Raw genomic sequence first — 14,575 nt, forward strand, 5'->3', positions numbered from 1 at the left:
ATTGTCGGTATACTGGAAGAAACATCTAACAAGGAGGATCGAATTTGTGCAATTGAATCTTTTTTTTCGGAAATGGCGAAGGCGTAGTACAAGATATGCTTCTAGTCACTTTTCTTCTATTCAAATTATTGTATTTTATTATATTTTAATGACTATTATTTCTTTGGGCTTGTTTTACATCCCATTTTTCCGAAATCCGGGTAGTCATGCTTCATTTATTGACATGCTTTTTATGGCTATCAGTACGATCAGTGTCACTGGCCTTTCGACATTTGACATCCACGCGATTTTTAATAACAATGGTATTATTTTACTCGAAGGGTTGTTTCAAGTGGGTGGTTTAGGGATCATGATGATCTCCACGGCATTTATTATCTTTTCTAAACGACGGATCACATTACGTCAGAGACAATTAATCATGACAGATATGAATCAACCACGTTTATCTGGTATCGTTCGTTTGATTCGGATCACTTTTGTCATATTGCTCTGGTTCCAATTGCTATTCGGTGCCTTGTTCTCCGTTTATTTCTATATTCGCGGCTATTTCGATCATTGGCACGAAGCCGTTTTCCATGGATTTTATCAAGCTATTTCCGCGGTCACAAATTCGGGATTTGATATTACTGGTGAGTCGATCAAGCCATTTGAACATGACTATCCTTTTTTATTTATGATCATGTTCCTGATTTTTATTGGCGGGATCGGTTTTCCAGTATTGATGGAGTTTCGAGAATGGCGCTTGTATCGAAAAACGAAAGCCAAGATTCCTTTTCGGTTCTCTTTGTTTACAAAACTCGCCGTCCTCGCTTTTATCATTTTATTTGTAAGCGGGACTATCTTGATTTTTTTACTTGAAAAAAATCACTTGTTTAAAGATCTCAATCCTAGTGTCCAGTGGATCAATTCAATGTTTTATTCCATGACAACTCGTAATGCGGGTTTACAGATCCATGATCTGGGGGATTTTCAAATCACGACCTTGATCGTCTTTTCCCTATTGATGTTCATTGGTTGTAGTCCGAGTTCTGTCGGCGGGGGTATCCGAACCACGACTGTGGCGATCATTGGTCTTTATCTTTATTCGTTTTTGAAAAGTGAAGATAACATTAATATTTTTGGTCGTCGAATCGATGAAGATGATGTCCGAAAATCAGTGGTCGTTTTTATGCTCTCCTTAGGGATGTGCTTCTTCTGTATTCTTTTTTTATCTGCCACGGAGAAACAACCATTGATCTCGATCATCGTGGAAGTGACTTCTGCTTTTGGTACAACGGGGTTATCGCTAGGCATCACTGGTGATCTGTCCACCGTCGGGAAAATCACGATTGGCGCTTTGATGTTTATTGGACGTATCGGGATGTTGTACACATTAATGTTATTTGTGCCAAAAGAAACACGAGATTTAGGTTATGAATATCCTACAGAAAAAATCATTATCGGATAAGCAAGTTTATCGTTACCATAAAAAACCGATATGTAAGAAGCAAGGAAGCGATCGTTTTTCGTTTTCTTGCTTCTTTCGTTTTTGTTTTGCGAACAGTATAAACTTTTGTAAAATAAGACAAAGCAATTTAACCTTTTTTTCAACATATGGTATGATTAGTTGAATTTATTTGTAATTATGACGTTTTGGAGGTTACATAATGGGAATACGCAGTCAATTTGCGATTGCAGTTGGTAAAACCGCACAATGGGGACTAAAAACCTTTTTTAAAGGAGGATCAAGTTTACCTGGTAAACTTGCTTTATCGATCGATCCTCATATTTTAGATACATTAGCAAAAGACTATCAAGTCGTCGTCGTAACTGGAACAAATGGAAAAACATTGACGACCGCTTTGACCGTCAATATCTTACGACAACAATTTGATGAAGTCTTGACGAATCCTACGGGCGCAAACATGGTCCAAGGAATCGTTTCGACTTTTTTACAAGCAAAAGCCGGAAAAGGCCAAAAGAAATTTGCGGTATTAGAAATCGATGAAGCCAGTCTAAGCAGAGTGACTGAATACATCAAACCTGAACTATTTTTATTTACAAACATTTTCCGTGATCAAATGGACCGTTACGGTGAAATCTATACCACTTATAAAATGATCGTTGATGGTGCCGCAAAATCGCCAGATGCTACGATCATCAGTAATGGCGATTCACCGATCTTCAATTCAGTTGAGACGGTCAACCCTAGAAGATATTATGGATTTGATCACGAAGAAGACCATGAACAGATGGCCCACTACAATACAGATGGCGTGTTGTGTCCGAAATGTCATCACATCTTGCACTACAAAATGATCACTTATGCAAACTTAGGTAAATACTATTGTCCAAATTGTGAATTTAAACGTCCAGAACTAGATTATCGTTTGACAGAAATGAAACGAATGGACAACAAATCAGCTGATTTCGTCATTGATGGTCATGAATATGGCATCGAAGTTGGTGGCATGTACAATGTCTATAATGCGTTAGCAGCTACTGCGGTGGCTGAATATTATGGTGTTGTTCCTGAAAAAATCAGACAAGGCTTAGGGTATGACGAAAAAGTATTTGGTCGTCAAGAAGTCATCGAAATCGATGGCAAGTCCTGTACATTAGTTCTAGTCAAAAATCCTGTAGGGATCAACCAAGTCATCGACATGATGGGACATGCACCGTATCCATTTTCACTAGTTGCCCTCTTGAATGCGAACTACGCAGATGGAATCGATGTGAGTTGGATCTGGGACGGAGAATTTGAACGCTTTGCAGATATGGAGATCCCTGCTATGATTGCTGGTGGCGATCGCCACACAGATATGGCACTACGTTTGAAAGTAGCGGGTATCGCTGAAGACAAATTGACACAAGCAAAAGAATTGACTGATGTCATTGAGAAAATCAAACAACTACCGACGGATCATGTCTATATTTTAGCGACCTATACAGCTGTCTTACAATTACGAAAAGAATTAGCGAGTCAAGGCTTTATCAAAGGAGGCATGAATCGTGGCTAACTACGAATTACGCATTGCCCATCTCTATGGGAATCTGATGAATACTTATGGTGACAATGGCAATCTCTTGATGCTCCAATATATCGCCAAAAAAATGGGGGTCACTTCTCATACTGAGATCGTCAGCATCCATGAGCCCTTTGAGGCAGATAAATACGACTTAGTTTTCTTTGGAGGTGGTCAAGATTTTGAACAAATGATCATTTCAAAAGATATTCAAGAAAAGAAAGAATCATTGACTGATTACATTGAAAATGATGGTGTCGTACTTGCGATTTGTGGCGGTTACCAACTACTTGGTCATTATTATATGGGCGCAAACGGTGAAAAAATCCAAGGAATCGGTGCGTTGGATCATTACACTTTAAGCCAAGAGAATAATCGTTTCATTGGTGACATCGTGATCCACAACGAAGAGTTCAACGAAACCTATTATGGATTTGAAAATCATAATGGTCGAACATTTCTTGGCGAAGGCGAACGCCCGTTGGGAAAAATCGTCAAAGGTCAAGGAAACAATGGGGAAGATCAATCAGAAGGTGTCATTTATCGCAACGTTTACGGCTCCTATTTCCATGGCCCGATCTTAGCACGTAACGAACATTTAGCGGAGCGTCTCGTTCGCTTAGCATTAGAGCAACGTTATGGAAAAGAACTTGATCTACCAACAGTTGCCGCAGCTCCAATCAAGTAAACAGCGAAAAACCTCTAAAAATATCTAAGATATTTTTAGAGGTTTTTTTACAATCCACTTGTTTATTCCATTGATCGTATCAAGAATCAAGCCACTTGTTTCGCATAACGCATCACATTTTGCTTGATGTTACTGATCGTTGTCGGATCATGGATACCTGTGACTTCTTGGATCAACTGTTCCATATTTTCTCGCACTTTCATCTCTTGCAGTTCACGACTTTGCTCATCTTCAGGATCATAGTAGTTGAAAATGATCCCCATCGTAGCTGTCAAATGTGGACAAGTCAAATTGTATTCTTGTAATTCCCGAACCGGACGAGTAAAGCGTTCTTGATAGCCTAACTTACGTAAAGGCGTTCGAGCGACCCGAGTAATGGCATCTGAGATATATTTATTTTGGAAACGTTGGATGATTTTCTCAATATAGGCTTCATGTTGTTTATTATCAAAGCCCCATTTTGCTTCCAGTAAACTTCCTGTTTCTTGTAGTACTGATTTTAGTTGGGCAACGACTAACGAATCTTGCATTGCCTCATCGATCGTTGCATATCCTAATAATGCACCGGTGTAAGCTACAGTCGCATGTCCTGTATTCACACTAAATAGTTTTCGTTCAATATATGGTTCCAAATCTTTGACGTATAGTACGCCATTTAACGAAATCTTTTTATTTTTTCGTTGCGTATCATCAATGACCCATTCTTTAAAAGGTTCCACTTGCACAAACAAAGGATCTTCATGTTGTTGCATCGGCACGATGCGATCCACTGCTGCATTCGGAAATCCGATTGATTGATCTACAAAGCGAGTATCTGACAGATATTTATAGACTTCCATTTTTAGATGCTCAGAACCACCAATCATATTTTCACAAGCGATGATGTCTAGCGGTTGCTGATTGCCCTCTTGTTCTCTTTGCTCGATCCCTTTTGCAATCAGTTCAGCAATGAATGGTAAGATATTGGGACCGATCGCTGTGGTTACAAGATCTGCTTGTGCTATTTCTTTGATCACTTGTTCAGGCTGTTTTTGGTTGTTCAATCCGCGAACGCGTTCAACGATAAGTTGTTTTTTCGATTCGTCAGCTAGTTCGATCGTATAACGTCTTTTTTCATTTAATGAATCGATGATCTGTTCGTTGACATCAACAAAAGTGATGTCAAACCCATTCTCAGCTAAAACTTCTCCAATAAATCCTCTGCCGATATTTCCTGCACCAAAGTGTACTGCTCTCATTCGTCTTCTCTCCTTAGGCAATTGCTAGATTGTGTGTGACTTCTTCTTTACTCAGTGCATCTGCTAACTGGACAACATTGTCCATGTCGCTACAATAAAGAGCGATTTGTTGCACTAATTGCAAATGTTCTTCTCCTACACCAGCGATACCAAACAAGACTGTCGCAATCTTCTCTTCTTGTTCAGTACCGAAATTGACGCCATCTGGCACTTGGATCACACAGATTCCTGATTTTTTTACGAATGCTTTGGCTTCATCTGTTCCATGAGGGATCGCGATAAAATTCCCCATATAAACGGATAACATCGCATCACGTTCTACCATTGCGTCAATGTAGGGTTCTTCGACACAACCGGCTTCCACTAATTTTCTTCCACAGTATCGGATGGCCTCTTCCTTTGTTGCAAAAGCCTTATTCAACTCGATCATATCAAATGCTAATTCAGACATCTTACTTCCTCCTTATGCTACTTTTTTCAAATAGTGAGCAATCGTTTCAAATTTTTGTGGACTGACCATCGTCGCCACTGAAAAATGAAGTGAATGTGGTGCCACTGAACGTGCTTCCTCAGACAAGGATTCTCTTGAAACGATCAATGTATTCGGTTGCTCCGTCAACTCATCAATATTGATTTTTTTCAGAGGGATCTCCAATTGGTTTTTCTTCAAAATATCTTTCAATAAGGACAATCCCATTGTCGCTGATCCTGCACGGTCATCATGAACAAGTAAAATCTCTTTGATATCTTTTAATTCAGATAATTCCAAATCATCTGTTGGAGTAGTAGAGACTGGTTGGCTTGACGGTGTTTCTTCCTTACTTCCTAATGCTTGGATGATTTCATCATACTTTGGTGAATTTAAAAAGTTTTCTACTGCAACAAAATGAGCATGTGGTGCTTTTTGTTTTGCTCGTTCCTGCAACTCAACTTGAGTCACGATCAATACGTCTGCTTCATCAGATAATTGACTAATGGCTTGATTCGTCACGAGTTGAGGTAAGTGATGCTCTTGGACTTTTTTTCTTAACAAGGAGGCACCCATCGCACTTGACCCCATCCCAGCATCACAGGCAAAAATGATTTTTTTGATCGCTGATAAAGCTGGTTGTCCTTGACTAGTTGTTCCAGTCCCTTTCGCTTGTTGTTTCGCTTGACGAGTCGCTTCCACTGATTTTTCAAAATCTTCACTTATTTCTTTCGCATCAGCTTTTAGAATGACCGCAGAGATCCCGAAAGAAACGGCTGTTGCAGCGACGATCCCTAAAATAACTGGTAAGTAAGCACTCAATGGTGCCATTGCTAAAATGGCAATGATCGAACCCGGTGAAGCTGGCGCACGTAAGCCTGCATCCATCAATTGGAAAACGAAACTACCCGTCATTCCACCAAAAATCACTGATAAGAATAATAACGGTTTCATCATTACGTATGGGAAATAGATTTCATGGATTCCACCTAAGAAATGGATGATCATTGCACCCGGTGCAGATGATTTTGCTGCACCTTTGCCAAATAATGTGAAAGCTAACAATACACCTAGACCTGGTCCAGGATTGGCTTCCAACAAGAATAGGATCGATTGACCGGCTGTAGCCACTTGTTCTGTTCCTAAAGGAGTCAAAATGCCATGGTTGATCGCATTATTCAAAAACAAGATTTTCGCTGGTTCGATAAAAATACTCGTCAATGGAATCAAATTCGCATTTAAAATTGCTTCGACGCCTGTTGCCATCGCTTGCGTCAGTGTATCCACCACTGGACCAATTGCAGAAAAGCCGATCAATGCTAACGCAAAACCGATCAATCCTGCAGAAAAATTGTTGACCAACATCTCAAACCCTGATTTGATATGTTTTTGAAACACTTGGTCGAATTTCTTGATGGCAAAGCCACCTAATGGACCCATGATCATGGCACCTAGCATCATCGGAATATCTGTCCCAACGATCACACCCATCGTCGCAATTGCGCCGACGACTGAACCACGATCACCACCGATAACTTTCCCTCCGGTGTAGCCGATCAATAAAGGAATTAAATACGTCAACATTGGGCCGACCATCGTAGCAAACGCTTCGTTTGGTAAATAGCCATCTGGAATAAATAATGCAGTCAAAACACCCCAAGCAATCAACGCACCGATATTCGGCATCACCATACTAGATAAGGTACTTCCTAACTTTTGTACTTTTGCTTTGAATGAAATTTTATTTTTTGGTATCGTCTCTTCCACTTCAATCGCTCCTTTATCTCTTTCTTTAATCAAATTGTATCCGCTTACCATTTAGATAAATAGTCGGATTTTGTCACAATCATTTGTGCCAAAACATGGAGTGATCCAAATGAGTGATTTGATGAAAGACTTCTGGTACCGATTAGAGACGCTGAAACAATTATTTTCTTCATTTAAGGGAGCAGTTTATCTGTAGATACCTACGAAAAAGCACATCATCGTGATCTTTTAGACTCTTTTTTGCAAAGTAATTTTTTTATTCCGTTGTTTTTCCTAAACGAGCCAGTCGCTCTTCCCAAAGCGCTAGATCTTCAGACGTGTTGGATGATGCCTCATAGAATGTAATGAAATCTAAAATAATCGTTCCTTGCTCTATGTAAGCCGCCATCACCACTTTTAATTCTTCCGTTTGGATCTGTTCAAATGCGTCTTTCGCTTTTTCCATTTCTTTTACTTTCAACCAATCAAGGCTTTTTTCAAAATAAAACTGATCCAGTGCTAACGTGACCTCCGGATGTTTTAAGTGGCGATTCAAGACAACGGCTTCTTGTACTTGTTCTAGCTTCAAATAAGCAATCGCTAACTTGACTTGGCGCTTTTCCGTCAATTGTTCCACATGGGTCACAATTACTGTTTCCCAATCGTTTTGATAAAAAGACAAATCAAAGGTGGCATTTCCTGTTGGCTTTTGCTCATTCAACTTCTCTACCCAAGAAAATTCCTGCTCTTCTACTAAGTGATCGATCAATTGGTGATACCGAGCGGGATATTTTTCAGCTGCTTCTTCATATGCACCTAGGTCTACTAATGACTGCCATGAACTTTTCTGATTTTCTTTGGTTATCGCTTGCTCGTTATTCGTTCTTTGTTCGATCCACATGTTGCCTTGAACCACAGCAAAAACGATTACTCCACTAAGAAGTAATCGCTTGATGATTTTTTTCCAATCGATTTGTAACAACTGATTTTTTTTCAGCGTATTGCTTGAATGAGGGAACTGACTCTTCTTTTTTGTATTGGCTATTTCTTGCTCCCAGTGTTGACTTAAGATCTCTTCAATCTCCTCTGTCAAAGGAAATTGAAGCACTTTTTCTATCATCATTTCTCCCTTACGATCATAAATACGTATGCGACATTGTCCTTGCGTGTTTGACAACAAGACTCGTCGATTTTCAGTTTCTAAATCTTCCAAAGCCTGAAACAAATCCAACTGAGTCTCTTTTACTTGTAAGTGATGGATCTGATCAATGATTACAGTTTCTTTCGCCATACGTTGTCACTCCCCTCATTCATTTTTGTTGCGTCCATCTGTAAGGTCTTCCTTACTCAATCATTGTATGTCCATAAAAGAAGACAGTTGTTCGAGATCATCCAAGACATAGCGATGATTTTTAGTGTCATAGAAATAAGTCAGTTTGACACCTTCACGATGGCGAATATCCTTTTTTACAACTCCGCCTTCTTCATTCAATAAAGACGTCGTAAAATCAACCAAACAGAGGACTTCAATCATTCTCTTGTTCGTTTGTTTAAAATAATGCTCGCTTTTGAGCCAACGACTAAAGCCAAAACGCTGCGGACTATACGTTTTTTTACCTTGTTCTGTTTTTACTTTTTCTTTCATCTTGTTAGAAAGAGAATCAACATATGCGGGATAATTGTCGCCGACTGTTTCGAACGTATAATAAGCTTGTAAAAACGCTCTGACCTGTGCTTCCGAAATTTGGCTGGCTTTCTTTTCAGAGGCTTGTCTTTTTTCTTGTGAACGAGAGCTGATAGACCTGCCAACACTAAAAATCATGCTACTAAACAGAAAGAAAGCTAGAATAAGACAAAGGATGCGGGATTTTGCATTCATTTGCTTTCTCCCAACAATCGATAGAAATAGACAGGCGCCAGCTGGCAATCACCTGCATAGCCTTCAAATGGAGTGATGACGATATCGCCTTCTTGACCATACCCTCGTGCAGTAGCAGGTGTGCAATGAAGAATCGTTTTTCCACCATCATCTAAAAATAGCCCTGTATGGCCATAACTACCTAAAGAGTGTCCTTTCTTCCCCCATACAAACAAGTCACCGGCTCTGACATCTTCTCGACTGATCGGCATCAGGAAAGTCCCTTCCAAAGAATACAATGTCTCAGTGCTACCTAGTGGCACAGGCAAGCCAACACTTCTCATCGCCCACAGAACAAAAGAAGAGCAATCATGATAAGGAAAGGTGCCTCGTTCAAAGCCTTGTGAGTACTGAACGTTTTGACGATACAATGTTCTGGCTTGTGCCAACACCTCTTGACCCACTGTGTGATTCGATTGCCAGAGTAAGCTCATCTCTTTACTGCCACCTAGTTGTACAAATAATTCTTTGACCGCCAGTACCCAGTATTTGTTCAATCCCAGGGGATCATTACTTGCACCTACAGGACAATACACACTTCCAAGTTGCTCGACTGTCAGCAGTCTTTGGTTCACGATCAATTGGTTTAGTGTTCGAGCGGTGGCAGTAATCCCTTCTTCAAGTGTGGCGTAGGAAAGCAACTCATTTTCTCGCATCAAGCCACCTGGATTGTTCTTTTCTCGAATCCCTTTGCTCGTCCCCCAAGCAGTTTCGTGGATCATGATGGCTGCTAGAACAATGGGGGAGATAGTATTCTTTTTAGCTTCTTGGATAATCGTTTCTGCATGATCGCTAAATGCGTGACAATGCAGTAAAATCACTTCTCGAAATTTCTGTTCATTGAATGTAACGTCCGTTTCAATGGGATCAAGCTGTGTCTCATTGTTGTCGACTACATTGGGGAGATAAAAAGCTGGATTGACGATTTCACCTTTTTTCTGGTAAGACAGATGCAGTTCCTCTTGTTTTACTCGCCCAATCTCTGTACCCACCGATACCATCTGTCCTTCAGTAGCTGTTAAATCTACATCATGATAAATAATGGTTTGATCGTCCATTGTGATGGTTACGTTCTCTCGGTCTCTTGTAATTTCTCCAGCGATCACAGCGACTATGCTTTCTTTCGGTTCTGTCTGGATGAGCAGTCCTTCAAGTAAGCTTTTTTCTTGATTTGTTACGTAATAACCAAAGCGTTGTTTTATGCGTAAAGAGTCTGTTTCTTTCAATGGATTGCTTAATTCAGTCAAACTTGCATAAAGACCAATTTCTGCTAACAGCTGTCTGCGTTCTTTCCACTCCGGCGTCCAAGTGATCACTTGCGACAATGGCTGTGATGTTAATTTGATTTGTTTCCCGTCACTGTCTAATTGCCACATTTGTTCATGCAATCTTTGGATCGTTTCTTTGAGAACATCTGGATTTCTTAATTGGTCATCGCCATAAGCCATATCTAAATAAATCAGCACCTCTTCAATGTCAGTCCTGATCATGACTTCATTTGCAGCCACTACTCGTTCATTTACTAGAATCGAACTCTTTGTTGAGTTTAATTCTAGTGTTAATTCCGCATCCAACTCGGTCAAATATTTCCAGGCCTTCGTCAATTCAAGCTCATTGATTTTGATCGCGGCAGACGAAACGAAGCCGATCATACTGAAAAAGAGAAAAAATATGAGAATGCTAACACCAACAAGTAGGTAAAGGCTGACTCTGCTACTGATCGAAGTTTTATTTCCAAGTAAAGAAAAATCAACTATTTTTATCTGATATTCAAGCATGAATCTGCGAGGATCTTTGGTTTTTCTACGCAGAAAATGTCTGTTACTCCTTCGTTTATTTTGTGATTTCACGGTCTCTTCAATGCCTACATCGTTTTTTTTCATGGCGATACATCCTGTCGTAATCTGTGGCGTTCGACAGGATCAGTGGTGATCAACTCATAAAGTTTTGTTGTTGGATCAACAGTGTTGGAAAAAGGGACAATGGCGTTGCCTGCCCGTATCAATCCTGCTCCTTTGATTGGATTAAGTAATTGTCTTTGTTGCTGATACGAAAGATTGAACAAAGAAGACAGCTCATCTAAATCACTTTTTGCTTGTTTCAACATAATGATAAATTCCGTATTACTTAACATTCGGCGTGCTTTATCTGATAATAATAAGGTTTCGACATTTTGGGTAATACCAGTGGCAATCGCGCCCCATTTACGGATTCGGCTCCATAGTTCAAAAAAATAATTTTCACAGTAAGGATCATTTAACAGGAGTTGCATTTCATCAATATAGATCCAAGTAGTGATGCCTCTGTCTCGATTGCGAACGACCCGATTCCACACTTGTTCCAAAACAACCATCATCCCAAAAGTTTTCAATTGGTTCCCTAGTTGTTTCGTATTGTATATCACAAAACGCTTATTTAAAGAAACATTAGTTGGTTTAGAAAACATCGAAAGTGAGCCATCGATGTATAACTCTAAGTCTAACGCCAATGTCTGCGCCTCTTTTTCCGGTTGCTCTTTTAAAAGCGGAAACCAATCTTCCGCCAATGTTGGCGCTGATTTTTCTGAATTTTTTTGAAAATTGAAATACGTCAATCGCGTGACACGATCGATGATCGATCGTTGTGCTGAATTTAAACCAGTTGGACCACCGATCAAGGCTTCACAAGCAGTCAACAAAAAGTCAGATTTCAATTTTACTGGATCTGCCTCTCCTTTTAAGTCTTCTGAAATATCTAGTAAGTTAATGAAGGTATTTGTATTAGGAGCGATATTGATGATTTGAGCTTCAAAATCATTGCCAATGAACGTATCCTCGTCTTCCGGATCAATCGAAATGACTTCATCTTCGGGATTTTTAAGTAACGTCGTGATTTCTTCATATTTTTTGGCTACACCTTTGCCTGAACCAGAGCTACCTAAAATCATGCCACTCGGCGTGTTTAGTTGCTTACGATCGATCCTTACACTATTTTTGGTCATTTCATTTTTTCCATAATATTTGCCATCTATATGATTAAGATCTTGCGCTGAAAATGGAATAAAAATCGCTGTACTTTCTGTCGTCAACGTCCGTTGTTGTTCGATCCAATTTTTGCCTAAAGGTAAGACCGAATTGAATCCTTCATCTTGTAGATAGTCTAATGCATTGAAATGACAACGATTTTTACGTCCAACATGTTGGACTTGTTCCGCAATATCAGCAAGTTTTTCTTTGGTCTGAGATCGGAAATAAACGAGGAAGGTAACAAAATATAATTTTTGACCGGTTTTGACTAGATCGTCTAATAAAGCTTCGGCTTCCTTGATACTATTGGTCAATTCATACGGAATACTTGAATAAGGATCATAGCCTTTTTGTGTTGCTTTTCTTTCAGCAGTCGTTTTGTCCCCTTCCATATAAGCTTTTTTAATTTGAACCAACTGATTTGCTTTTTCAGAATCCACTGGTTCAATGTGGATCGATAAACACAACTCTTCGCCAATATCCATTAATTCTAAGATCAATTTATCTGAAAGTTTGGTGGGGTAATCTTTCAGATATAGGACTTGGGCATACTCTGAGCCAATTTCGATATAGTCTTTTGCTTTAAAGCTGAAACTTGCAGGAGTAACAACTGCTTTTGTCGACAAACGGCTATAAACTAAATCTGTATAATTGAACTGGAACCATTCATTAGGTTTGATCAACTCATGGAGCAGTTGCAACCGTTCTTTGCCAGAAAGTGTTTGACTACTTGATTCGATTTCCGAAAGACTATGACTAAGTTGTTGTTCGATACGCATTAAGGAATGCTTGGCTTGGTCATAATCAGTGGCATATGTGCTGAAGGTCAATAGATTTTGTTTGCTAAAATTCGTTCCTCCTTCTGTCATGGTTCGCCGAAGCATTTCATTCAATTCTTGACGGTAAATGTCCTGTCTCTCCCCTATTTCTTTATAGAACAATTGCTTTTCAAGTTCTTTTTGTTCCATTCGCTTTTTTTTCAAGGTAATCGTTAGATGCGTTCGCTCATCACAACTATCTAGTAAGGTACAATATCCTTGAAAAATAGCTTGTTGGTCTTCCACAGGTGCAATTTGGTAATTGACATCTGAAAACTGGATACTTTTTGAATAATATCCCGAAGCAAGTTCACAAATTCCACTTTCATACATTTTTTCATAACGAATCTTCCTTTGTGCCTGTTTGGCTGGTGCTGATTTTCGTTCTTTTTCCCCTCTTTTTTTCTTTTGCTTGTGTAATAGTTTGGTTAAGGAAGACTTTTTAATTCCCTTGTTCACTTCGATATTTCTCTGTTTTACTGATTTTCCTCGTTGAAATCCCCTCATGATCTTCCTCCAAACGAGCATTCTGATATGGATAGTGCTTTGTTGCGATAAGATGACGCCAACGGATAAGGAGATATTTTTCTAAAGGTAACTGATTTTTTTTGATCCACCCCACCGATAAAATTGGACTAGTAAAAAACATCAATACAATTCCTAGATCATCAATTGAATATCCCCAAATAAAATGATTAAGTAGACCGATCGGTAAAATCACGATTAAAGCCAATGTGATAACGATAACCTGTCTTAAAGAGAAGCCAAAAAAGATCTTCTCTTGATACTCTTTGATTTCTTTTCTGATCACGACTTCAATCGCCATTTTTCACACTCCTTTTCCCACTCAAGAAGCAACGATGATTGCTTTCGACCATTTCATGGTGTAAAACAAACACATGGATAGCGCCAAGCAATTACCGACGATCGCGCTGATCACTGCAATCATCCCCTGAGTCTCATCAAATGAAAAAATAGTACTCACTAGTAGTGGATAGATATTCAACACGATAAAGAGCAATACACCTTGTAAAGATGCCGCACCAAATAGTTTTAAAAAATTCTTTCCGACATGCCCAATTTCTGTGTTCACTAAAGCGACAATCGGTAAAGGTGAGATACTCAAATAAAGATACATTTCCAAAAAGCGTAAAAAGATCAGCACTTGAGCAAGGACGCTAACAATGATCGATAGAATCAAGGGAACGAGTAAAATCATCAACAACACCATTTTTTCAAAAAAACCTAGCTGATCGATCTGCTCCGTCACGTTGAAGATATCCATTGTCTGATCCGTCACACCTCGAATCTCCAATTGATTGATTCCTTGACTAACAAAAATACCTACATCCATAATGGCATTGAGGAAAACCATCAAGTGGCGTAAAAGCAGTACGGTCAATCCGATTTTGATAAACAATGGCAAGAAAAGATCCAGTCCACCAAACTCTGACTGCTTGCCGTATAGTCGATGTGCGAGTTGTTGAAATTCGATCAACAATAGAAAACCTAATAGTGAATAAGCAATAGGTTTGACGACACTTTCCATGATCGTCACACTGTAACGATAGATTTCCGGCAGATAATGTTCGAGGTTTTGTAAAAGACTATTTTTATGATTCGTCGATAAACTTAATTGTTCTGCAATCGTTTGTAGTAAAAATTCGATCGCACCGTCCATTCTTTTT

General features: G+C 39.4%; 12 protein-coding genes. 3 read left to right on the forward strand and 9 right to left on the reverse strand.

Annotated elements, in window-relative coordinates:
• Positions 1-46: 46 nt before the first annotated feature.
• The 3 genes from CYK55_RS11010 to CYK55_RS11020 all read left to right on the forward strand — a co-directional run bounded on the left by CYK55_RS11010 (position 47) and on the right by CYK55_RS11020 (position 3,693).
• On the forward strand, positions 47-1,447 hold the full coding sequence (locus tag CYK55_RS11010) for a TrkH family potassium uptake protein (RefSeq protein WP_126134324.1): 1,401 nt from the start codon (positions 47-49) through the stop codon (positions 1,445-1,447).
• 199 nt (positions 1,448-1,646) lie between these two features.
• On the forward strand, positions 1,647-2,999 hold the full coding sequence (locus CYK55_RS11015; RefSeq protein ID WP_126134325.1) for a Mur ligase family protein: 1,353 nt from the start codon (positions 1,647-1,649) through the stop codon (positions 2,997-2,999).
• Positions 2,992-3,693 carry a type 1 glutamine amidotransferase gene (locus tag CYK55_RS11020; protein ID WP_034686907.1) on the forward strand — a complete coding sequence of 234 codons (702 nt, stop codon included), beginning with the start codon at positions 2,992-2,994 and terminating at the stop codon, positions 3,691-3,693. The genes CYK55_RS11015 and CYK55_RS11020 overlap by 8 nt, the downstream gene beginning before the upstream one ends.
• 86 nt (positions 3,694-3,779) lie before the next feature.
• Here the strand turns inward: CYK55_RS11020 and CYK55_RS11025 are convergent, their stop codons facing one another.
• From CYK55_RS11025 to CYK55_RS11065, 9 genes are all read right to left on the reverse strand, one after another.
• The gene (locus CYK55_RS11025) at positions 3,780-4,931 is read right to left on the reverse strand and encodes a mannitol-1-phosphate 5-dehydrogenase (protein ID WP_034686908.1); all 1,152 of its coding nucleotides are present in this window, start codon (positions 4,929-4,931) and stop codon (positions 3,780-3,782) included.
• Positions 4,932-4,944: 13 nt separating this feature from the next.
• A complete protein-coding gene (locus CYK55_RS11030) occupies positions 4,945-5,382 on the reverse strand; it encodes a PTS sugar transporter subunit IIA (protein ID WP_019723779.1) in 438 nt (145 codons plus the stop codon).
• Between the two features lie 12 nt (positions 5,383-5,394).
• On the reverse strand, positions 5,395-7,167 hold the full coding sequence (locus CYK55_RS11035) for a PTS mannitol transporter subunit IICBA (RefSeq protein ID WP_126134326.1): 1,773 nt from the start codon (positions 7,165-7,167) through the stop codon (positions 5,395-5,397).
• 256 nt (positions 7,168-7,423) lie between these two features.
• Positions 7,424-8,437, reverse strand: coding sequence for a hypothetical protein (locus CYK55_RS11040; RefSeq protein ID WP_034686911.1), 1,014 nt, complete (start codon positions 8,435-8,437; stop codon positions 7,424-7,426).
• A 60-nt stretch (positions 8,438-8,497) separates the two neighbouring features.
• Entirely contained in the window at positions 8,498-9,025 is a 528-nt protein-coding gene (locus tag CYK55_RS11045) for a hypothetical protein (RefSeq protein ID WP_034686913.1), read from the reverse strand.
• Positions 9,022-10,947, reverse strand: a complete 1,926-nt coding sequence (locus tag CYK55_RS11050) for a peptidoglycan amidohydrolase family protein (RefSeq protein WP_126134327.1) — start codon at positions 10,945-10,947, stop codon at positions 9,022-9,024. The genes CYK55_RS11045 and CYK55_RS11050 overlap by 4 nt, the downstream gene beginning before the upstream one ends.
• Entirely contained in the window at positions 10,944-13,346 is a 2,403-nt protein-coding gene (locus CYK55_RS11055; protein ID WP_369075740.1) for a VirB4-like conjugal transfer ATPase, CD1110 family, read from the reverse strand. The genes CYK55_RS11050 and CYK55_RS11055 overlap by 4 nt, the downstream gene beginning before the upstream one ends.
• Complete coding sequence (locus tag CYK55_RS11060; RefSeq protein ID WP_126134329.1) at positions 13,330-13,713, reverse strand: PrgI family protein; 384 nt, start codon at positions 13,711-13,713, stop codon at positions 13,330-13,332. The genes CYK55_RS11055 and CYK55_RS11060 overlap by 17 nt, the downstream gene beginning before the upstream one ends.
• 21 nt (positions 13,714-13,734) lie before the next feature.
• On the reverse strand, positions 13,735-14,568 hold the full coding sequence (locus CYK55_RS11065; RefSeq protein ID WP_034686919.1) for a hypothetical protein: 834 nt from the start codon (positions 14,566-14,568) through the stop codon (positions 13,735-13,737).
• Positions 14,569-14,575 lie beyond the last annotated feature (7 nt).

The organism is Enterococcus mundtii, assembly GCF_003957375.1.
GTDB classification, from domain to species: Bacteria; Bacillota; Bacilli; order Lactobacillales; family Enterococcaceae; genus Enterococcus_B; species Enterococcus_B spodopteracolus.

What these genes read in the sequence shown, in the direction of transcription:
- CYK55_RS11025 (WP_034686908.1), bottom strand. Translation starts at nt 4,931, where the DNA reads ATGAGAGCAGTACACTTTGGTGCAGGAAATATCGGCAGAGGATTTATT.
- CYK55_RS11065 (WP_034686919.1), bottom strand. Translation starts at nt 14,568, where the DNA reads ATGGACGGTGCGATCGAATTTTTACTACAAACGATTGCAGAACAATTA.
- CYK55_RS11040 (WP_034686911.1), bottom strand. Translation starts at nt 8,437, where the DNA reads ATGGCGAAAGAAACTGTAATCATTGATCAGATCCATCACTTACAAGTA.
- CYK55_RS11060 (WP_126134329.1), bottom strand. Translation starts at nt 13,713, where the DNA reads ATGGCGATTGAAGTCGTGATCAGAAAAGAAATCAAAGAGTATCAAGAG.
- CYK55_RS11030 (WP_019723779.1), bottom strand. Translation starts at nt 5,382, where the DNA reads ATGTCTGAATTAGCATTTGATATGATCGAGTTGAATAAGGCTTTTGCA.
- CYK55_RS11050 (WP_126134327.1), bottom strand. Translation starts at nt 10,947, where the DNA reads ATGAAAAAAAACGATGTAGGCATTGAAGAGACCGTGAAATCACAAAAT.
- CYK55_RS11045 (WP_034686913.1), bottom strand. Translation starts at nt 9,025, where the DNA reads ATGAATGCAAAATCCCGCATCCTTTGTCTTATTCTAGCTTTCTTTCTG.
- CYK55_RS11015 (WP_126134325.1), top strand. Translation starts at nt 1,647, where the DNA reads ATGGGAATACGCAGTCAATTTGCGATTGCAGTTGGTAAAACCGCACAA.